Origin of the sequence: Mannheimia haemolytica, from assembly GCA_900638155.1 — a bacterium.
Classification (GTDB): domain Bacteria; phylum Pseudomonadota; class Gammaproteobacteria; order Enterobacterales; family Pasteurellaceae; genus Mannheimia; species Mannheimia glucosida.
Window position 1 is genome coordinate 2,002,367 of the sequence record LR134495.1, and the last position, 20,943, is coordinate 2,023,309.

Below are 20,943 nucleotides of genomic sequence, written 5' to 3' on the forward strand. Positions count from 1 at the left end.
TTTTATAGAGGAACATAAAATGGCAATTTTAGTTACAGGTGGTGCAGGCTACATCGGTTCACATACATTAGTTGAATTATTAAACGAAAATCGTGAAATCGTGGTGTTAGATAATCTTTCTAATTCCTCTGAAGTATCACTTGAGCGTGTGAAGCAGATCACCGGCAAAAGCGTAAAATTCTACCAAGGCGATATTTTAGATCGTGATATTTTACGCAAGATTTTTGCAGAAAATCAGATTGAATCAGTAATTCACTTTGCCGGCTTAAAAGCGGTAGGCGAAAGTGTCAGAGAGCCGCTACGTTACTATCAAAACAATGTAACCGGCTCGATTGTGTTAGTAGAAGAGATGCTAAAAGCCAATGTGAATACTATTGTGTTTAGTTCATCGGCGACCGTTTATGGTGATCCGCAGATTATCCCGATTGTGGAATCTTGCCCTGTCGGTGGTACAACCAACCCTTACGGCACATCTAAATATATGGTTGAACGTATTCTTGAAGATACCGTTAAAGCCTTCCCACAATTAAGTGCGGTGGTATTGCGTTACTTCAACCCGGTGGGGGCTCACGAAAGCGGTTTAATTGGTGAAGATCCGAACGGTATCCCAAATAACTTAATGCCGTTTATCAGCCAAGTGGCAGTAGGCAAATTGCCTCAATTATCAGTGTTTGGTGGCGATTATAATACTCACGATGGCACAGGCGTGCGTGATTATATCCACGTGGTAGATTTAGCTATCGGACACTTAAAAGCCTTAGACAAGCACCAAAATGATGCCGGTTTCCACGTTTACAATTTAGGCACAGGGACAGGTTATTCGGTGTTAGATATGGTAAAAGCCTTTGAAGTCGCAAACGGTATTACCATTCCATACAAAGTGGTAGATCGCCGCCCGGGCGATATTGCCGTTTGCTACTCCGCTCCACAAAAAGCGTTAGAGCAACTTGGTTGGAAAACTGAGCGTGGGCTAGAACAAATGATGAAAGACACTTGGAATTGGCAAAAAAATAACCCGAACGGTTATAAAGGCTAAAGCATAAAGGGAGATAGCATCTCCCTTTATCATTTGAATCTTTTTTAGGTAACGCTAATGAAAAAATCTATTCTGTTAATCTTAAGCTTGTTCTCCGCTTCACTGTTTGCTGATGTTCAGCTTTCCCCACTCCCACTTACCCAAATTGGTAAAGTAAGCCAATTTGACCTTTCAGAACAAGGCGAATTAGTGGTGATTAACCAGCAAAAACAATTATGGAGTGTCACGCAACAAGCTCAAAAACTGGCAGATGGTGTATCCACCGAGATTGAACCTAAAGCTCAATACCAACGAATTGCGTTAGCAGATCAAAACGGGCATTTTATGCTGTGGACGGCTGATAAAATCTATACCTCCAACATTCCCCTTGCCCCGAAAGCTACAATGACCGCCCTTAATTTTGCCACCATTGCCGTAACCAAACAAAACGGACAATTTAAGTTAGCCAGAATTGAAACGCAAGGAAGCCAAGCCACTATCACGGCCACCGCAGAAACCGAGGTGTTACCTGATGCTCACCCTCTGCAAATTGATTTTGATGCCGAAACGTCTAAACAAGGGCATATTGCTGTATTGGCAAAGCCTGATGATACTACCTATCAACACGGTGTGTTAGGCGATGATGTAGAAGCAGGCGAAATTCAATTCCTAGAACGCCATACGATGAAACCCTTAGCAGAAAAACTTACCCAACAAGGGCGAATTTTTGAGGCAAATCGTTTGGCAACTTTAACGGAAAATGGAAAAACCAAACTTATTTCTGTTATCTCTGGCGATGGTAATGGAGCCAGCACTGTTGTGATTGGCGTTAAAGACAGAAAATTATCAATAGAAGCCGAAAGTGAGCCACTGCCGACTAACCGTTGGCAATCGCCATTTAGCTTTAACCAAAAGCTCTATGCAATCCAAATGCCCCATTTAAAAGGCAATTTGGTTGAATACAGCCTCAAAGGAAACCTTTTAACCGAACGTTTTATCACCTCCGGCTTAAGCAACCACCGCTATGGCGATTATGAAACCAATTTAGCCGCTGCAACAGACCATTTTGCGATTATACCGAAAGCCGGCTACCAACAAGTTGTTGTGCTGGATAAAACAGGTCAAATTAGCGAATTACCAACTACTCTACCGGCTGAAATCAAGCAAACTAAAGCCTATGCTAACAAAGCCTATTTATTATTAAAAAATGGGGAAATTTGGGTGGCTGAAGAGAAATAAAACTATAAGGCGGTACAGCTCATTTAGCTATACCGCCTTAATGTTCGATTATGCAGTCGTTAAATCAGGTCTTACCCCTAAAGTGTGGCACATTGCATAAGTGAGTTCACTGCGATTTAAGGTATAGAAGTGGAAATCATTCACCCCTTCACGAGAAAGCACTTTCACCATATCCATTGCAATACTTGCTGCAACTAAGTTTCTGGTGGTTTGATCATCATCTAACCCTTCGTACATTTTGCCCATCCAAGTCGGGATCTTAACATTAGTCACTGCTGCCATCTTTTGCAGCTGCTTAAAGTTTGTTACCGGCAAAATACCCGGCACAATTTCACAATCAATGCCAATCGAAACACAACGGTCACGAAAACGTAAATAGCTCTCTACATCAAAAAAGAATTGCGTAATAACGTGGTTTGCACCCGCATCGATTTTACGTTTCAAGTTAAGTAAATCTGCCTGTGCTGATTTTGCTTCAGGGTGAACTTCAGGGTAGGCAGCCACAGAAATATCAAAATCTGCTACCGATTTTAATAAAGCCACTAAATCTGAGGCGTAAAATAGTGCTTTATCATAACCTTTCGGTATATCGCCACGCAAAGCAACAATTCGGCGAATACCACTATCCCAATAATCTTTGGCAATTACCTTTAATTCTTCCGGTGTTGCATCAATGCCTGTTAAGTGCGGAGCTGATATGATTCCTGTTTTTTCTTGGATCGATTTCACAATACTGTGTGTACGATCTCGCTCACCAGAATTTGCCCCATAAGTTACCGAAACAAATTTCGGTTTTAACGGACTTAGGCGATCAATAGAATCCCACAGTATTGTTTCCATTTTTTCATTCTTAGGCGGGAAAAACTCAAAAGAGACATTAATTTTTCGATCAATATCAGCAATATGCTGATTAAGGGCATCAATTTGGGTTGCATAATTCATAGATAAATTCCTGTTTTTATAATTTAGAAGATTGCTTAAATTCTAACAAACAAAGCTAAAAAAACAACAAAATTAAGGCATTCTATTATGTTAATCCTTCAAATAAATATTAAAAATTTTCATATTTTCGCCTATTATATATTTATTTTATTATTGTATAATTCCTCTAAAAAATAATTCCTAAGGAGATAATAATGAAAAAAAATCTAATTACTACCGCCATTTCTATTGCACTAGCAAGTACAGCTTTTGCACAAAATGAGATGACTCAGCTTGACTCCGTAACAGTCTATTCCGCCTATGCAACCCCGATCAACCAAGACAAAACCGCTTCCAGCGTGACGGTTCTTACTGAAAAAGATTTTTCCGAACGCAATGCCACTTATGTGAGTGATGTGTTAAAGACCGTACCGGGCGTGGCGATTGGGCAACAAGGTGGGCGTGGTACTCTTACTAGCTTATTTTTACGAGGGGCAGAATCTCGCCATACTGCGGTTGTGATTGACGGTGTAAAAGTCAATCCGATTAATATTGGAAATTTCGATTTTGGTGGCTTACCGATTAGCAATATCGAACGTATCGAAATGTTGCGTGGCGAGCAATCCGCCCTTTGGGGAAGCAGTGCTATGGGCGGTGTAGTTTATATCACCACCAAAAGGGGTTTATACAAAGAGAAACCATTCAATGCGGAGGTCGATCTTGGTTTAGGCTCAAATAATACCCGTGATGCCAGCACAACACTTTCCGGATTTCACAACGGTTTCTACTATGCCTTACACGGTGATAGCCATCGTACCAAGGGTATTTCTGCACTGAGCAAAAACACTTTCAGCTATACCACAGAAACAGGCTCAGAAGTGAAAACCGGTGGTGCAAGCGAACGAGATGGCTTTCATCGTGATAACGGATCTTTACGTTTAGGCTATGACGTAGGTAACAAAGGTGTTGAAGTTCTTGCAGCTCAATCTTCCCAAACCGTTCATATTGATGGTTATAATTCAGACATTAGCGGTGAATATTCCCGTACTCGCAATCAAACTTTTAAATTAGGCGGTTATTGGGGAAATGAACAAGAGCTGCTGAAACACCAAGCAAATATCAGCCAATTCAATAGTAAAGCAACGCATTTCGGTTCAAATGCTCGCTACAGCAACGAAAAACAACTTAATGCGAATTATCAATTAGATGTAAACTTTGACCGTGATGGCGAAGTGACACAAGCGGTCAGTTTACTGACAGATTATGCAAAAACACGCTATACCTCTGATAAATATTTGCGTGAAAAAACCTTATCCGAAAAAAGTGCGGCACTAGAATATCGCTTATTTACCGAACAAGATCACAGTTTCTCTATTAGTGGTCGTTATACCGATAATTCACAGTTTAAAGATGCTGTCACTGGGCGTATTTCTGGAGCTTACCGTTTATCACCAAATTTCCGCTTACACGCAAGCCTTGGTAAAGCCATTAAAAATCCAAGCATCACCGATTTATATGGTTGGGACGCAAGCTATGTTGGCAACCCAAATCTCAAAGCAGAAAAAAGCCGTGGTGGCGATCTTGGCTTGCTAATTGAAAGTACGGATAAAAAACACAGCTTGGATGTAACCTACTTTGCTCGAGTAGTAAACGATTTGTTCAGTTCCAAAGGCAATAATTGCCAAATGGTCAGCTCTCCTTGGGGAGATTATCTGCAATGTGCAAATTACCAATCTATCAACTTGGAAGATAAATCTCGTATCAAAGGGGTAGAATTGGCATATCAAGGTAAATGGAGTGAAAAACTCACCAGCTTTGCAAACTACACCTTTACTCGAACCAAAGATAGCGCACAAAAAGAGCTGCTACGCCGACCAAAACACGTTGCAAATGCAGGATTGAACTACCAGATCACTGAGTCATTCGGTTCATCTGCCTCACTCTCTTATGTGGGGAAACGCGTTGATAGCTCATTCCCATCTCGAGTAAAAATGCCTTCATATACCTTGGTGAATTTAGGGGTTAATTATCAGCTCAATAAACAGTTAAACGTTTATGTTAATTTAAATAATCTGTTTAATAAAAAATACGAAAATGTATTGGGCTACGGACAAGATGGGCGCAACATTTACGTTGGCTTAAAAGGTTCATTCTAATCGTAGGGTGCGTTTGCAAACGCACCTTTACCACTTTATTTGATCGTATGGTGCGTTGGCAAACGCACCCTACATTTATGTATAAGATCCTATTTTTATTCTCACTCGTTATTTCTCAAACCGCACAAGCCGAACAATTCGTTTCGCTCAATTTGTGTAGCGACCGCCTGTTGCTGGAACTTGCCGAACCGCATCAAATTCGGGCGATGTCGCCCTATTCCCAAAAGCCGTTGATGATGTTAGATAAACTGAACACGGACAAGCCCACCGTTGAAGCTGAACTCACTGCACTGTTGCCCTATGCAGACAGCACCATTTTGCTGAATGAAACTTTCTACCCACAACTCACTGCACGTCTGAAACAGCTTGGCTTTAAGTTAGTCGCATTAAACGACAGCCCACAAACGCCCGAACAGCTTTTCGCCCTGATTTTACAACTGGGCGAGCTAACCCAAAATCAAGCCAAAGCGGAAAAGCTGGTGGAACGTCTGCGTTTGCAAAAAATTCCGCCAAAACAACCGCTTGCTGAAACTTTAATTCTAAGCGAAACGGGTATGATCGAACCGCATTTTCCGCAATATCAAACGTTGTTGGATCTTCTCGGTCTATCGCCATTAAAAAGCGACCTCACGCCACAGAATTTCTCGCTGGAAAAACTACTGTTAGCCCAACCCAAACAGTTATTGTTCCTCACCGATAACCAAAGCTACAACAACCAAGCCGAACTGCTCAAACACCCTGCATTACAAAAAATATGGCAAAAAATGAGCCAAAATCCACCGCTTGTCCTGTCGATGAAATACACCTATTGTTTCGACCACGGGGTTTGGCAGGGGGTGAAATTGGTAGAGCAACAATTAAGGCACACGGCTACGCCTTAACGACCGACAATTCCAAATTTAGTGCGCTAATAATTTTGCGGATCGTCTCAAAACGGGGCTTACTGCTGGAAAGGCTTTGATACAAACTTTCACGCCCGATCCCTGCTTTTTTCGCTAACTCATTCATTCCTTTCGCTCGTGCCACGGTATTCAATGCTTGAATAAACTCCTCGTCCGTGCCGTCTTTCAATGTTTCCGCCAAATAAAGGGCGATTAGCTCGTCATTGGTGAGGTATTCGGCGGCATCAAAAGGTTGAATGCCAAATTTTTCACGAGTGGCTTGTGGAATCGGGTCATCGTATAATTCGTTCATTCTTTTTCTCCTGTTCTGCCATATGCTGTTTAATTTCTGCCCATAGCATTTTAGCTTTATCAATATCAGCTTGTTGTGTTCCTTTATGTCCGCCATTTAGTAGTATATAAATAATGCTACCTTTTTGCGCATAGTAAAGGCGATAACCTTTGCTGACGTTTAGCCTCATTTCGGAAATTCCTTCTGCGATATATTTGGTATCGCCAAAATTTCCGCTTTCGGCACGTTCAATACGTCTTGCAATGGTCACCACAGCAAGTGGATCTTTTAAATTTTCAAGCCATTGGTCGAAAATTTCAGTGCGTTCAATATGGTACATTCTACCTCCAATCTGTAATGTTTTAAATACAAAACTTAGGCTGATTGAAGGAATATAGCAAAGCCTGTCGTGGGTTACATTCGGCAAACGCTAGTTTTTCGATGGTGATCGCAAAAATAGCGTTTTCAGCTTGACTTTGGCGCTATGGTATAATCTGCACGTTTGATGAGAGAAAAAAGAATGAAGAAATTAAACATTGTGCTTGGAAGTTTGTTGTTGCTGATTGTTACCAGCGCAGCCTTTTACCAACTGAGCGATTTTGCCTTGCTAAAAAATGCCGAAGGCGTGCTAAGCGATCTGCGCTGGCTGGTGCTGGGTGAAATTCGACTGCCCCGTATCGGCTTGGCGGTGCTGACGGGCGCCAGCCTTGCGCTTGCCGGCAATGCGATGCAGGGCGTGTTTCAAAATCCGCTTGCCAGCCCCGGTTTGCTTGGGAGCAGTTCGGGGGCAACGGCGGTGAGCGTGTTTCTGCTCTACTATTTTTCAGCCCCGATGGGCTGGCTACTGTTTGGCGGGGTGGCAGGGGCGTTGGGGGCGTTTTTGCTGGTGTGGCTGATTAGCTTTCGCTACGGCACAACAATGATGATTTTAAGTGGCGTGGCGGTAAACGTGTTGCTCGGGGCGGGGGTGACTTTACTGCTTTCCAATGCCGAAAGCCCGTGGGCGTTGGCGGAACTCTACCGCTGGTTACAAGGCTCATTAGTCTGGGCAACCGCAGAGGCAGTATATTGGGCGTTACCCTTGATCTTGCTCGGCATTGTCTGCCTCTATCGGGAACGGCGTTATCTCGACCTGCTCACCTTCGGCGAAGAGACCGCTGCAACAATGGGCATCAACCTGCAACGCAGTTTTTTTACCGTTAGCGTTGGCGTGGCGTTGTTGGTCGGGGCAACTATTCCACAAACCGGCACTATCGGCTTTATCGGCTTGATCGCTCCTCATCTTGCCCGTATTTGGCTGAAAAAACCGCCGTCTCAGCTTTACCTCACCTCCGCGTTAATTGGGGCGTTGTTACTGCTGATTGCAGATCTGGCGGTGCAATATGTGCCGTTTTTTGCCCGAATTTACATCGGCACGCTGACGGCGATTTTGGGCGTACCTTTTCTGATTTGGATTTTACTCACCCAGCAACGGAGATTGGCACAATGATAAAAATTGAAAACCTCACCCTTGCCCACGGTATTCAACGCCTCTCTTGCCATCTGCCAAAAGGCAAATTGATCGGCATTATGGGCGCAAACGGGGCAGGGAAATCCTCGTTGCTCAAAGCGATTGCCGGTATTTTGCGCCCGACAAGCGGTGAAATTTGGCTGGAAAATTGCAAACTGCACGCCCTTTCCGCCGTTGAACGGAGCCGACAATTTGCCTACCTCGCCCAACAGCTCAACGTGGCGTGGCAACTTTCGGTGTATGATGTGATTGCACTCGGCTTGACCGCACCGCTTCCGCCTGAACAAGAGCGTCAAAAGGTGCGTTCGGTTGCCGAACAGTTGGCGATTTCTCACCTGTTGGATAACACTTATCAACAGCTTTCCGGCGGTGAACAGACCCGAGTGCAACTCGCCCGTTGCTTGATGAAACAAGCCCCGATCTTGCTTGCCGATGAACCGATTGCCGCCCTCGACCCCTACTACCAAATCGACATTATGCAGCAGCTCAAAGCCCTCACGCCAGCGCAGACCTGCGTGGTAGTCATTCATCACTTGCCCCTTGCCTACCGGTTTTGTGATGAAATCATTCTGCTTAAAAACGGCAATTTACTCGCCAGTGGCAACACACAAGCGGTCTTAAATGCCGAAAATATTGCAACAGCGTTTGGGGTAAAAGCTGAAATGGATTGGGGGAAAAGGGAAATGTGGGGGATTGAGAAATTGGAAGTATAGTTCCAGTTTTGGTGATTTATTGTTAAATTGGAAGTGTACTTCCAATTTTAGGGAAATTTACTTGGCAGAGATTCTTTCAGTTTCATTAAAATTAAATCCCATTCCGACACAACATTTACCTCAACAGATTGTTTAACCGATTTTGAGTGAGGTGGAGAGGGAGTTGGTTGTAGTAAATGGATAGAGGGGAACAAGCGGTCAGTTTTGCGGGGAAATTTGCAAAGTTTTGGGAGTAGAGAATTTGTTTATCATTAAATTGACATTTACAAACAGCTTTATCTAAACTTGTAATCAGGCTCAAACTGGAATAGAACTTTTGGAGACAAAAATGAATACTCAATTAAATAGTCTAGAGCAATACTTTGAACAAGCTTGTGGACAACATCCACAACTACAATATCTTCGGTCACAATGGGGCTTTGATAAAGAGCTAATTAGTAAAGCTCTCCAAAATGTAGGACATATTTTCCCACACTATAGTCGTCATGATGTATCACACTCAAAGCAGATTATTATCAATATTGAACGATTATTAGGAGATAAAATTCAATATTTGACAGCCACAGATATGTGGCTGATACTTGAGGCAGCATATTCACATGATATAGGAATGGTCATCACTCAAAAACAAATTGAAGATATGAATTCCACTGCATTCAATGATTTTGTTCAGAAATTAGCGTTAGATGAAAAAAATGAATTATCTTCTTTTGCAAAAAAATGGGTAAAAGATGAAGCAGTTTTACCACAAAAAGCAAAAGCACATGACTTTTTTCATCAATATATCCAGCTATTAGCAGAATGGTATCGTCGTAAACACCCTATAAATTCAGCAAATATTGTTATAAATCCACGGGAAGAAATAGGATTAGACTCCTCAAGAAATGAGCTTATTCCAAAACGTTTGTTTAATATTTTATCTAAAATTTGTAAAGCTCACGGAGATAGCTTTGAGCAAATGATAAAGGAGCTTCCTAAAGCAGAGGCTGGATTAGGAACGGAAGATTGCCACCCATTATATGTTGCATGTCTGCTTAGAATGGGGGATTTACTTGATATTGATGATAACCGATTCTGCCCAGTTATGATGGCAATGTGCAGTCATAATTTACCTTCATTAAGCCAAGCCCATAGAGATAAACATCTTTCAGTTCAACACTTCCGTTTAGATTCGGAACGAATTGAAGTTGAATGTGCCTGCCCAAATCCAGAATCCTATGAAGCAGCATTTGATTGGTTCGAATGGTTGAAAATCGAATACCATAATCAGACTCAGCATTGGGATCAAATTGTACCTAGCAAACAACTCGGTAGACTCCCAACCTTGATGAATCCAAAGGTAACTATTCAACAACCATATATTATTATTGATGAAGGAAAAAAACCATTTTTTCAGATCAATAAAGAAAGTATGCTACATCTTATAAGAGGAACTGGGTTATATAGTTCCCGATTTGATAGTATACGTGAGATTTTACAAAATGCCGTTGATTCTACATTATACCGAATCTGGATTGATCATAAAAATAGATACGATTTTTATGAGTTGTCTCCTATTGATAAAAGATATTTAGAACTGGTAAATAAATATAAAGTAGATGTTTCTTTTGAACCCGAAGATATAAATGGTGATATATGGGTTTTAAATGTTAGAGATAATGGAATTGGAATAAGTTTAAATGACCTTCGGTATATGCTAAATGTTGGTAGCACAAAGTATAATGATGAAAAGCAGAAAAGACTAAGTGAAATGCCAATGTGGTTTAGACCTTCTGGGGCTTTTGGTATCGGTTTACAAAGTGCATTCTTACTTGCAGATGAGTTTTATATTACTAGTTATTCTATTATAGATAAAAAATATTTGAAAATTCATTTTCATAAACATAAAGGGGTTACTATTGAAGAACTTAATCATAGTGATGATATTCATTATGGCTGTAATTTTAATGTTAAGATTAAGGTCGAAAAGAACCCTCAAAGATATACTTACTCTCTTGAAAATGATATGTGGAAAGAGATTGCTAATGGGTTAAAAGAATATGATATAACTAGCTCTGGTTTTAGATTAGATTTCATAGAAGTTAACACAATTATTGGAAAAATAATGGAGTTTAATATTAATTCCCCAGTAAAAGTTAATGTAAAAAAGTATGGATTAAACATTACACACAATAAAGATGATTTCTATTTTTATGAAAATATAATCTTATCTAATTTATCATTTGGAGATTTTAACGGAAGAGTAAACTCTTTTTTTAGAGGGCAGAGATTTTCTGATTTATCATTATCTGTTCCAGGACTACATTGTAATGTAGATGTTTACTCGGAAACTTCAGATAAATTCCTTACTTATAATCGTGAAAAAATCTTACCAGAGGTAAGAGAGGTTATACGTGAAAAGGTATATAATGTTATTTGCAAATATATATCTGACAAAATTGACTGTATCCCTGAGCCCGAGAAGCCATTTGCAGCGTTAAGTTATTTTTTATTATCTAAAAAAGCAGAAAATAAATTTTCTGAACTTATTGGAAGAATAAAAATTAATAAATCATCTACTCTGGAAAAACTTATAAATGATATAGTTGTTCATAAGAAAAAAATAGTTTTTATTGATCGAGATTATGACAAAAAATTTCAAAATAAACAAACAATTAAGAATGCTACTAAAAAATTCATATTAAGTTACCTTTTATGGTATATCACAAAAAAGGATATGTTTTATAGTATTCATAAAGAAATACATAAGAAAGATTCTTATGGTAATCATGTTGAAAAATTTATATATACATTTGAAGATGATGATGCTTTTCCAATATCTAATGATTACTTTTTAACTATTATTAGAAATAAGATTTCACATAATGATAGAGGTTGCAGGCTATTTTTTCCAGCATGGGGGAAATTTAGAGAGCTATCTATAAGAGATGATAGATTTTCTTATGGTGATTTTTTTCATTATATTTCATATTCTACAGATTATATGATATTACCAATAGATTTCAGGTTTGAGATGAATGAACAAAGATTCTTTGATGATTCTGAAAATCTAGTCACTTGGATATATAACAACAAGAAACAGGAAAATGTTAGTTTCGAAAAAATAAAGGAGTTACTTCAGGAGTTAATTATAGAACTGAAGGAAATATTATCTATTAGTGCCTATAAGTAATAAAATAAATGGCGGGTTAAAACCCGCCACTACATTAAATATTTTCAGCCTGCGACTTCACATCCTGTTTCATCGCCACACTTAACCACTTCCTAGCCGTAACCTCGTCCCAGCCTTTGCGTTTGGCGTAATCCAACACTTGGTCTTCGTCAATTTTCCCTAACGTGAAGTAGTTGCTAGCAGGGTGGGTGAAGTACCAGCCGCAGACGGAGGCAGCAGGCCACATCGCATAGCTTTCGGTGAGTTTCATACCGATCCGTTGCTCGACTTCGAGTAAATCCCAGATGATCTGTTTTTCGGTATGCTCAGGGCAGCTTGGGTAGCCCGGGGCTGGGCGGATTCCTCGGTAGTTTTCACGGATCAAGCGGTCATTATCGAAGGTTTCTTCGCTATATCCCCATACTTTGGTACGCAGTTCAAAATGTAGGTATTCCGCCATTGCCTCTGCCAAACGGTCGCCAACGGCTTGGAGCAGAATGGCGTTGTAGTCATCGCCTGCTGCTTTGTAGCCTTCGACTAAATCGTGTTCTTCAATGCCGGCACAAACGGCGAACATACCAAACCAGTCTTGCTGTCCGCTTTCTCGGTCGGCGATGAAGTCGCTTAAACAGAGGTTGTACGGGCTTTTGCTGTTTTTGCCTCGTTCGGATTGTTGGCGGAGGTGGTAGGATTTGCCGATACAAGCGGTGCGATCTTCATTTAAAATTGCAATATCATCGCCCTCACGCACTGCAGGGAAAATGCCCATAATCCCACTTGGGTTGAGCTTGCCGTTTTGCTCAAATTCGTCCAGTACCCGTTGGGCATCGTTATAGACACGGCGTGCCTCTTCACCGCCTTCCGGATAATCAAAGGCATCAGGATAACCGCCCATCAAGCCCCAGAGCATAAAGAATGGCGACCAGTCGATAAATTTGCGCAGGGTGGCAATCGGCACATTTTTGTATTCGATAATGCCGGTCTGTTTTGGCGTTGGCGGCACATAATCCGCCCATTCGCCACTAAATCCGTCAAAACGATTGGCTCGAGCCTCCTCAATGGATAAACCGTTGCGAAGTGGCTTGCGAACGGCAAATTTACGCTGAATTTCTTCGTATTCGGCTTTGGTTTTTTCCCAAAATTCCGCTTTTGCCTCAGGGTTCATCAAGGTCGCACAGACGGTGACGCAACGTGAAGCGTTAGCAGTATAGACTACGGGATAGTCATATTTCGGATAGAGTTTGATCGCCGTATGCTCTTTTGAGGTGGTTGCTCCGCCAATCAGTACAGGAATATCGAGCTTCAAGCGGTTCATTTCACCTAAAAAATACTCCATTTCGTCCAGCGATGGGGTAATTAGTCCGCTTAACCCAATGAGATCGGCTTTTTCTCGAATAGCGGTTTCGATAATGACATCGGCAGGCACCATCACACCTAAGTCGATCACTTCAAAGTTGTTACATTGCAACACCACGCTAACGATGTTTTTGCCGATGTCGTGTACATCACCTTTCACGGTGGCGATCACCATTTTGCCGTTGCTCGATCCTTTCTGCTTGGTGGCGTTGATGTACGGCTCTAAATAGGCAACGGACTGTTTCATTACCCGAGCCGATTTCACCACTTGCGGCAGGAACATTTTACCGTCCCCGAACAGGTCGCCCACCACGTCCATCCCCGCCATGAGCGGCCCTTCAATCACTTCCAGCGGCGAGGCAAATTGCTGGCGAGCCTCTTCGGTATCTTCAATAATGTAGGTGGTAATGCCTTTTACGAGGGCGTGTTTTAAACGCTCTGCCACAGGTAAGTTTCGCCATTCGGCGGCACTTTCATCGGCACTTTCTACTTTTACGCCTCGATATTTTTCGGAAATTTCCAACAGGCGGTCAGTGGCGTCATTACGGCGGTTCAGCACCGCATCTTCAATCGCCTCTCGCAGTTCAGGGTCGAGGTCATCATAAATCGCCAACTGCCCTGCGTTCACGATCCCCATATCCATTCCGGCTTTGATCGCATAGTAGAGGAACACCGCGTGAATAGCTTCCCGCACCACATTGTTGCCACGGAAAGAGAAGGAGACATTCGACACCCCGCCGGAAATTTTGGCGTGTGGCAAGTCTCGTTTAATCCGCTCACAGGCTTGGATAAAATCCACGCCGTAGTTATTGTGTTCTTCAATACCGGTGGCAATCGCAAAAATGTTCGGGTCGAAAATAATATCTTCTGGTGGGAAATCGAGCTGATCGACCAAAATCCGATAGGCTCGGGTACAGATTTCTACCTTGCGTTCTTCGGTATCCGCTTGCCCGACTTCATCAAACGCCATCACCACCACCGCAGCCCCATATCGGCGGCAGAGTTTGGCTTGGTGAATAAATTTCTCTTCGCCCTCTTTCAAGGAAATTGAGTTCACAATCGGCTTGCCTTGTACGGTTTGCAAGCCCGCCTCAATCACCTCCCATTTCGAGGAGTCAATCATAATCGGCACTTTTGCCGCCTCAGGTTCGGTAGCAAGAATGTTGAGGAAACGGGTCATACATTTTTTGGAATCGAGCAACGCCTCGTCCATATTCACGTCAATCACCTGCGCCCCGTTTTCCACTTGGCTGATGGCAATTTCAATCGCTTCCGCAAATTTTTCTTCTTTAATCAGCTTCTTAAATTTTGCCGAACCGGTGACGTTATTGCGTTCGCCCACATTCACAAACAGCGAATTATCGTCAATCGTCAGCGGTTCTAAGCCCGACAAACGCATAGCGGTTGGAATTTCAGGTAATTTACGGGGAGCAACGCCTTTGGTTGCTTCGGCAAAGGCTTGGATATGCTCCGGCGTGGTGCCACAACAGCCGCCGACAATGTTCAGCCAGCCGAGTTCCGCCCACTCTTTGATGTACGTTGCCATCTCTTCCGCCCCTAAATCGTACCCACCAAAGGCGTTTGGCAAGCCGGCATTCGGGTGAACCGAAACAAAAGTCTCGCTGATTTTCGACATCATCTCCACATAAGGGCGGAGTTCCTTCGGCCCGAGCGCACAGTTCAAGCCGAACGTCAGCGGTTTGGCGTGGCGGAGCGAGTTATAAAACGCCTCAGTGGTCTGCCCCGATAGCGTTCGCCCTGAGGCATCGGTAATCGTGCCGGAGATCATAATCGGCAACTTCACGCCCAGCTCATCAAATACCGTTTCAATCGCAAACACGGCAGCTTTGGCGTTCAGGGTATCGAAAATGGTCTCGATCATAATCAGATCCGCTCCACCTTCAATCAAACCACGGGTTGCCTCGGCATAGGCTTCCACCAGTTGTATAAAGGTAATATTACGGAAACCGGGGTCGTTTACATCAGGGGAAATCGAACAAGTACGGTTGGTCGGCCCCAGAATACCGGCAACAAAACGAGGTTTTTCAGGGGTGGAGAATTTATCGGCGGCAAGACGGGCAAGTTTTGCCCCCACAAGATTCAGCTCATAAGCAATACTTTCAAGTTCATAATCTGCTTGAGCAATGGTCGTCGCACTAAAGGTATTAGTTTCGATAATATCCGCACCGGCGGCTAAATATTTCTCGTGAATAGCAGAAATCAGGAGTGGCTGGGTGAGTGTGAGTAGGTCGTTATTGCCTTTAAGATCGATGGTACTGTTTTTAAAACGTTCACCTCGGAAATCAGGTTCGGTTAGTTTATATTTTTGGATCATCGTTCCCATCGCACCGTCTAAGATAAGAATGCGTTCGGTAAGGGCATTTTGAAGTAATTCGGTTCTATGCTGCGTGTTCATACTCTGCTTCCAGTTTTTTAGTTTGATTAAAAGGAATAATAGAAATATGTCGCAAGGCTGTCAAACCTTATCTGTGAAGAAATTGAAAGGGTTAGAGTCGCCTTTAAAATTATGCTATATTGGCTCAGTTCTCCCCTTTTTATTTTGTAAAATTTAGGAAAAATATGACCGCTTGTCACGCCCCCAAACACTCTATCTGGCAGCAGATTTTTACTAAAAATATGCTGCTTTGTTTTTACACCGGTTTTTGTTCCGGCTTGCCGTTGTTTGTGTTAATTCAGCTAATGCCGGCTTGGCTAACCAGTGCCAATTTAGACATTAAAACTATTGCTGCCTTTACCCTGACCTCGTTGCCCTACACGTGGAAATTCCTGTGGGCTGCATTGTTGGATCGCTACTTCCCCCCTTTTTTAGGCAGACGCAGAAGCTGGATTTTTATTTCACAAATCGGGCTATTGGTGATTTTAGCCGGCTTCGGCTTGTTCGACCCTGTGCAAGATATCTCAATTATTGTTACCCTTTCCGTGCTGTTAGCTTTTCTTTCCGCCACGCAAGACATTGTGGTGGATGCCTTTCGGCGTGAAATTTTATCGGATAACGAGCTGGGTTTAGGTAATTCTATTCACGTTAATGCTTATCGCATTGCAGGGTTGATTCCGGGTGGGCTTTCATTATTTTTAGCCGACCACTATGCCTGGGATACGGTGTTTCTGATTACCGCTGCTTTTTTAGTGCCTTGCTTATTCGTTACGCTAATCGCTGCCGAGCCGAATCATAAGCCAATCGACCGTTCTAAGCCGTTTTATATGGCGTTTGTCGATCCGTTCAAAGAGTTTTTCACCCGCAAAGGCGTGGCTGGGGCGATTGGGCTGATTCTGTTTATCTTCCTGTATAAATTAGGCGATTCCCTTGCCACCACGCTACAAACCAAATTTATTTTGGATATAGGTTTTACTAAATCGCACATTGCCGGCATTGTGAAAATGACTTCACTTTGGTGCAGCATTGGTGGAGGCATTATTGGTGGCGTGGCAATGTTGAAATTGGGCGTTAACCGAGCCTTATGGCTGTTCGGATTTGTACAATTAATTACTATTTTAGGCTTCGCTTACCTTGCCAGTTTTGGGCATTTTCCTACCGAGAGTATCGGTGCAACAGAGCTGTGGAAACTTGGCTTAGTGATGGCAGGCGAATATTTGGGCGTTGGGCTGGGCACTGCCGCTTTTGTTGCTTTTATGGCTCGTGAAACCAACCCGGCTTATACCGCAATGCAACTGGCGATTTTCACCAGTCTGTCTGCTCTACCAAGCAAAATGCTCGGGGCTTACACCGGGCATTTAGTCGAAATGATGGGGTATTACCAATTCTTTTGGCTCTGCTTTTTTGTCGGTATTCCCGGTATGCTGATGTTGTTTAAGGTTGCTCCTTGGGGACAAGCTGAATAGCTATTCATAAAAATAAGATTTTTTATTAAATATCCGACCACTTATAACCGATTGAATTACCTAGTAATTTAGTCGGTTATTTTTTATTTATCCTAAAATTTACCCTCACCTAAAACTAAATGATATTGACTTTCATTTATAACAAAAATATATTTAGCACCGTTTTCATAATAGATTTTCATCTACTCATTTTCATTTTGATTGATTTGGTGGGGTAATCCCACCTTTTTTATGCTCTTAAAACACAACACTATGATTCAAATAAATTCCATTAGCTACTCTGTTGAACAAAACCGTAAACTGCTAAGCAATATTTCCCTCAATTTAAGCAAGGGGCGTTTATATGGCGTAATAGGCCATAACGGCTCGGGTAAATCAACGTTAATGCGTTTACTAAGCGGAGATATAACGCCTACCAGCGGTTCAATTTTAGTCGATGGATTACCACTTCATCAGCTTTCTACCAAAGAAGCGGCAAAACATATTGCCTATTTACCACAACGTTTACCTGAAGCGGCGGATTTCTTAGTGCAGGAACTGGTTGCTTTAGGGCGATTTCCATATCAAAAATGGCTACAAAAACCAACAGAATTTGATGTTCAAATTGTTGAGCAAGCAATGGAAAGCACCTCCGTTACTCAGTTTGCTAAACAGCCTGTAAATAGTCTATCAGGCGGAGAAAAACAACGAGTTTGGCTTGCTATGTGCTTAGCCCAACAAACACCCTATTTACTGCTAGATGAGCCATTGGCTGCCCTTGATATTGTCTATCAAGTTGAAGTAATGCAGCTTATTCGCAAGCTAGTGAATGAACAAGGTCTAACTGTCATTATCATTATTCACGATATTAATCTTGCCTCCCAATTTTGTGATGAAATTATTGCGTTAAAGCAAGGCGAACTCTGTATTCAAGGTTCTGTTGATGAAATTATGCAAGAACAGAAATTACTTGAGATCTTCGGGCTAAAACTGCACTTGTTTAACCATCCTGCAGGCTTACATAAAGTGGCGGTATTATGATGTTTAGGCAATACAAGCGGTTCATTTTTCTCTTTATTTTGCAAATTTCTACCGTATTTGCTCAACCTAATATTTTTACACCAGATTGGTCTATTGCCTCTGCCCTTACTGAAATGGGAAATCCGCCCATTGCGATGGGGGATAAGCGAATTTATCCGCTATGGTCGCACCGCCCTATTCAGCCTAATAGCGTGTTAGATATTGGAGCGCGTTATCAGCCTAATCGCGAATTATTAGCACAGCTTCCTGTTGAATTGGTGCTATCAAACTTTTTCTACGCTCACTTGGCTTCTGTTTACCCGAAAGAAATTCCACAAATAGACGTGCTATTTGATGGTGGCAATACTGAACCTCAGCAACATTGGCATACTTACCAAAAAGCCACTCGTATGATCGGAACAGCGATTAAAAACCCTAATGCGGCAGAAGCATATTTAACGAAAACTGAACAAACGTTGGCTCAATGGGGGAAAGAAATCCTTAACAGTAATCCAGATATTGATTACTACTCTGTTGTTCAATTTGGCTCTCCGAGAGAGTTACGCATATATGCGTCTAATTCAATGTTCCGTGTAGCCTTTGATTTGATGGGCTTAAAACAAGCTGATTTAGGTGTGGGAGATCGCTGGGGAAATAAACTTATTCCTGTGAGTGATTTAGCTAAATTACCCGAACGCACCTGTTTAATTGTCATCTCACCTTTTTCTAAAATGACGCAAGCAGATTTAGAAAATAGCTACATTTGGCAACGTTTAGGATTTGGTAAAAACCGTTGTATGAAAGTATTACCGCCTGTTTGGCTCTTTGGTGGGGCTGATTCCATCTCGCACTTTGCTGAGTTTTTACACAATGCAATGACACAAGGAGAAAAAGAGTAATGAAATCATCATTCTTATTGATTGGCTGTATTCTTTTATCCTTAGTAACAGCTGTTATCCGTTTAAATATGGTCTGGGAGTGGGAATGGCAGTTACTACTCATAAATGTTGATTTATTGCCGATTAATCAAGCTGCGGTAAAAGCAGCTCTTTTACCTGAAATGACAACGTCATTTTTAGCAGGCGGTTTATTGGCTATAGCCAGCAGTGGCTTACAACATATTGTCAGAAATAATTTAGCGTCAGATAGCACACTTGCCGTCAGTAGCGGGGCTCAACTTGCATTGATGATTGCGGTTATCTTTTTCCCAGCCGCCGAGCTTTTTTCTAGTTTCTGGATTGCGTTACTTGGCTCTTTAGCTGCTATCGTACTGGTTTTATTTATTGCTAAAGCCTCTAAGCTCAATCCCCTTACCCTTATTTTAGGGGGATTGATTGTTAATATTTTGTTTGGAGCTATTGCCTCTTTACTGACCCTTTTCTACTTTGATTTTTTATTTGGCGTGATGGTTTGGGGAAGTGGCTCACTTTTACAAGATGGTTGGGCAACTTCTATTACCTTAGCGATAACGGTAGTAGTTGCATTTTTTATCTTTGTCTTACTCTTTCGTCCACTCACAATTTTAAGTTTAGATGATGAACAAGCTCGCCGCTTAGGCGCGCCTGTTAATTTACTACGCTACTTAGTTATTTTTGTTTGTGCCGCCATTACAGCATTGGTTGTAAGCAAAGTAGGTGTGATTGGCTTTATTGGATTTGCAGGTGCAAGTTTGGCCCATTTTGCCAAAATACGACATTTATTACTTCGCCTCTTGATTGCTTTTCTAGCGGGCGGATTTTTACTCTTTTTTACCAATAATCTCATCGGCATTGTTGGCAGAATTTACGACACTCTACTACCTGTTGGTGCATTTACCGCAACACTAGGCGCACCATTATTAATTTTCTTGGTATTACGCCAACGTAAAGCACAATTTGAAGCAAGCAATACAGCATACTTCCCCGTTAAACGCCTCAATTCGTGGAAACTGCCAATATTGTTGTTATGCGCTGGAGTTATCCTATTTTGTCTATTACAAATCATTGCTCCAACAATGAATGGCTGGGCTATTAGCATTGATGAAAACCTGATGAGTTCCTACCGCTTGCCTCGTAGTCTAAGTGCGATAGCAACAGGGGCAATGCTTGCGGTAAGTGGTAGCCTATTACAAATCTTAACGAGAAACCCAATGGCAAGCCCTGAAGTATTAGGTGTGAGTTCAGGGGCAACTATTGCTGCAGTACTGTCATTCTTACTTTTCCCAACATTATCTAGCATTGGCTTCTTGTTATTTGGTGTATTAGGGAGTTTGACTGTTCTCGCTCTTATTATGTGGCTCTCTCGTAAATTACAACCATCAGCGTTAATGATTACAGGTGTTGCTATTGGAGCTTTAGTCAGTGGCTTAATGGCTATTATTCAACTAAGCGGCAGCCCTCGTTTAACGGCAGTTATTAGTTGGCTGTCTGGCTCAACCTATTACGCTAATCCGAATACAGTTTGGATTTTATTATCTGTTGCAATCCTACTTATCAGTGCCACTTTACTGTTTATCAAACCTTTACGTTTGATCTCACTTGGCGAGACCGTTTCTTACCATTTAGGGTTAGAGGTTAAAAAAGTACAAATGATTGTATTACTTTTAATTGCCCTAATGAGTGCCGCCTCTACACTTGCGGTAGGGCCAATGAGCTTCATTGGGCTAATGACCCCTCATTTAGCTAAAAATTTAGGTGCAATTACACCGGAGAAACAGATCCCTATATCGGCATTATTAGGGGCAATGCTAATGCTCATTGCCGATTGGCTCGGGCGTTATCTAATTTTCCCTTATGAGATTGGGGCAGGCATTATTGCCTCTATTCTCGGGGGTATCTATTTCTTACTGTTACTCAAACAACATAAATAAT

At 42.0% G+C, this 20,943-nt stretch carries 15 protein-coding genes; 11 read left to right on the plus strand and 4 right to left on the minus strand.

The window, feature by feature from the left end; all coding sequences use genetic code 11:
- Positions 1 to 19: 19 nt before the first annotated feature.
- Positions 20 to 1,036: a UDP-glucose 4-epimerase GalE gene (gene galE / locus EL242_RS09815; RefSeq protein WP_126302436.1), complete on the plus strand. Its 1,017-nt coding sequence runs from the start codon at positions 20 to 22 to the stop codon at positions 1,034 to 1,036.
- Positions 1,037 to 1,093: 57 nt separating this feature from the next.
- Entirely contained in the window at positions 1,094 to 2,254 is a 1,161-nt protein-coding gene (locus EL242_RS09820; RefSeq protein WP_126302437.1) for a hypothetical protein, read from the plus strand.
- Between the two features lie 48 nt (positions 2,255 to 2,302).
- Here EL242_RS09820 and metF read toward each other — a convergent pair whose 3' ends face one another.
- The gene (gene metF / locus EL242_RS09825) at positions 2,303 to 3,196 is read right to left on the minus strand and encodes a methylenetetrahydrofolate reductase (protein WP_126302438.1); all 894 of its coding nucleotides are present in this window, start codon (positions 3,194 to 3,196) and stop codon (positions 2,303 to 2,305) included.
- A gap of 263 nt (positions 3,197 to 3,459) precedes the next feature.
- Between metF and EL242_RS09830 the strand changes: the two genes are divergently transcribed.
- Together EL242_RS09830 and EL242_RS09835 are read left to right on the plus strand one after the other, a co-directional pair.
- Positions 3,460 to 5,331, plus strand: coding sequence for a TonB-dependent receptor domain-containing protein (locus tag EL242_RS09830; protein WP_413463078.1), 1,872 nt, complete (start codon positions 3,460 to 3,462; stop codon positions 5,329 to 5,331).
- A 77-nt stretch (positions 5,332 to 5,408) separates the two neighbouring features.
- Positions 5,409 to 6,212, plus strand: a complete 804-nt coding sequence (locus tag EL242_RS09835; protein WP_126302440.1) for a helical backbone metal receptor — start codon at positions 5,409 to 5,411, stop codon at positions 6,210 to 6,212.
- On the opposite strand, the gene EL242_RS09840 is transcribed toward EL242_RS09835, so the two are convergent.
- Positions 6,202 to 6,525, minus strand: a complete 324-nt coding sequence (locus EL242_RS09840) for an addiction module antidote protein (RefSeq protein WP_126302441.1) — start codon at positions 6,523 to 6,525, stop codon at positions 6,202 to 6,204. The two genes, EL242_RS09835 and EL242_RS09840, sit on opposite strands and share 11 nt — an antisense overlap.
- Positions 6,506 to 6,844: a type II toxin-antitoxin system RelE/ParE family toxin gene (locus EL242_RS09845; protein WP_126302442.1), complete on the minus strand. Its 339-nt coding sequence runs from the start codon at positions 6,842 to 6,844 to the stop codon at positions 6,506 to 6,508. The genes EL242_RS09840 and EL242_RS09845 overlap by 20 nt, the downstream gene beginning before the upstream one ends.
- Before the next feature lie 180 nt (positions 6,845 to 7,024).
- On the opposite strand from EL242_RS09845, the gene EL242_RS09850 reads away from it, so the two are divergent.
- The 3 genes from EL242_RS09850 to EL242_RS09860 all read left to right on the plus strand — a co-directional run bounded on the left by EL242_RS09850 (position 7,025) and on the right by EL242_RS09860 (position 11,899).
- Entirely contained in the window at positions 7,025 to 7,993 is a 969-nt protein-coding gene (locus EL242_RS09850) for a FecCD family ABC transporter permease (RefSeq protein WP_126302443.1), read from the plus strand.
- Positions 7,990 to 8,727, plus strand: a complete 738-nt coding sequence (locus EL242_RS09855; RefSeq protein ID WP_126302444.1) for an ABC transporter ATP-binding protein — start codon at positions 7,990 to 7,992, stop codon at positions 8,725 to 8,727. Before EL242_RS09850 ends, EL242_RS09855 begins: the two co-directional genes overlap by 4 nt.
- A 328-nt stretch (positions 8,728 to 9,055) precedes the next feature.
- Positions 9,056 to 11,899, plus strand: coding sequence for an ATP-binding protein (locus EL242_RS09860; protein ID WP_126302445.1), 2,844 nt, complete (start codon positions 9,056 to 9,058; stop codon positions 11,897 to 11,899).
- A 34-nt stretch (positions 11,900 to 11,933) separates the two neighbouring features.
- Here the strand turns inward: EL242_RS09860 and metH are convergent, their stop codons facing one another.
- Positions 11,934 to 15,650 carry a methionine synthase gene (metH, locus tag EL242_RS09865; protein ID WP_126302446.1) on the minus strand — a complete coding sequence of 1,239 codons (3,717 nt, stop codon included), beginning with the start codon at positions 15,648 to 15,650 and terminating at the stop codon, positions 11,934 to 11,936.
- Between the two features lie 164 nt (positions 15,651 to 15,814).
- Here metH and EL242_RS09870 point away from each other — a divergent pair, with 164 nt between their 5' ends.
- The 4 genes from EL242_RS09870 (at position 15,815) to fhuB (ending at position 20,942) form a co-directional block, all read left to right on the plus strand.
- Positions 15,815 to 17,095 carry an AmpG family muropeptide MFS transporter gene (locus EL242_RS09870; RefSeq protein WP_126302447.1) on the plus strand — a complete coding sequence of 427 codons (1,281 nt, stop codon included), beginning with the start codon at positions 15,815 to 15,817 and terminating at the stop codon, positions 17,093 to 17,095.
- A 231-nt stretch (positions 17,096 to 17,326) separates the two neighbouring features.
- On the plus strand, positions 17,327 to 18,115 hold the full coding sequence (locus EL242_RS09875) for an ABC transporter ATP-binding protein (RefSeq protein WP_006251866.1): 789 nt from the start codon (positions 17,327 to 17,329) through the stop codon (positions 18,113 to 18,115).
- Complete coding sequence (locus EL242_RS09880) at positions 18,112 to 18,993, plus strand: ABC transporter substrate-binding protein (protein ID WP_126302448.1); 882 nt, start codon at positions 18,112 to 18,114, stop codon at positions 18,991 to 18,993. Before EL242_RS09875 ends, EL242_RS09880 begins: the two co-directional genes overlap by 4 nt.
- Entirely contained in the window at positions 18,993 to 20,942 is a 1,950-nt protein-coding gene (gene fhuB, locus EL242_RS09885; protein WP_126302449.1) for a Fe(3+)-hydroxamate ABC transporter permease FhuB, read from the plus strand. The genes EL242_RS09880 and fhuB overlap by 1 nt, the downstream gene beginning before the upstream one ends.
- Position 20,943 lies beyond the last annotated feature (1 nt).

Coding starts and splice junctions, on each gene's coding strand:
- galE (WP_126302436.1), top strand. CDS start 20: ATGGCAATTTTAGTTACAGGTGGTGCAGGCTACATCGGTTCACATACA.
- EL242_RS09820 (WP_126302437.1), top strand. CDS start 1,094: ATGAAAAAATCTATTCTGTTAATCTTAAGCTTGTTCTCCGCTTCACTG.
- metF (WP_126302438.1), bottom strand. CDS start 3,196: ATGAATTATGCAACCCAAATTGATGCCCTTAATCAGCATATTGCTGAT.
- EL242_RS09830 (WP_413463078.1), top strand. CDS start 3,460: ATGACTCAGCTTGACTCCGTAACAGTCTATTCCGCCTATGCAACCCCG.
- EL242_RS09835 (WP_126302440.1), top strand. CDS start 5,409: ATGTATAAGATCCTATTTTTATTCTCACTCGTTATTTCTCAAACCGCA.
- EL242_RS09840 (WP_126302441.1), bottom strand. CDS start 6,525: ATGAACGAATTATACGATGACCCGATTCCACAAGCCACTCGTGAAAAA.
- EL242_RS09845 (WP_126302442.1), bottom strand. CDS start 6,844: ATGTACCATATTGAACGCACTGAAATTTTCGACCAATGGCTTGAAAAT.
- EL242_RS09850 (WP_126302443.1), top strand. CDS start 7,025: ATGAAGAAATTAAACATTGTGCTTGGAAGTTTGTTGTTGCTGATTGTT.
- EL242_RS09855 (WP_126302444.1), top strand. CDS start 7,990: ATGATAAAAATTGAAAACCTCACCCTTGCCCACGGTATTCAACGCCTC.
- EL242_RS09860 (WP_126302445.1), top strand. CDS start 9,056: ATGAATACTCAATTAAATAGTCTAGAGCAATACTTTGAACAAGCTTGT.
- metH (WP_126302446.1), bottom strand. CDS start 15,650: ATGAACACGCAGCATAGAACCGAATTACTTCAAAATGCCCTTACCGAA.
- EL242_RS09870 (WP_126302447.1), top strand. CDS start 15,815: ATGACCGCTTGTCACGCCCCCAAACACTCTATCTGGCAGCAGATTTTT.
- EL242_RS09875 (WP_006251866.1), top strand. CDS start 17,327: ATGCTCTTAAAACACAACACTATGATTCAAATAAATTCCATTAGCTAC.
- EL242_RS09880 (WP_126302448.1), top strand. CDS start 18,112: ATGATGTTTAGGCAATACAAGCGGTTCATTTTTCTCTTTATTTTGCAA.
- fhuB (WP_126302449.1), top strand. CDS start 18,993: ATGAAATCATCATTCTTATTGATTGGCTGTATTCTTTTATCCTTAGTA.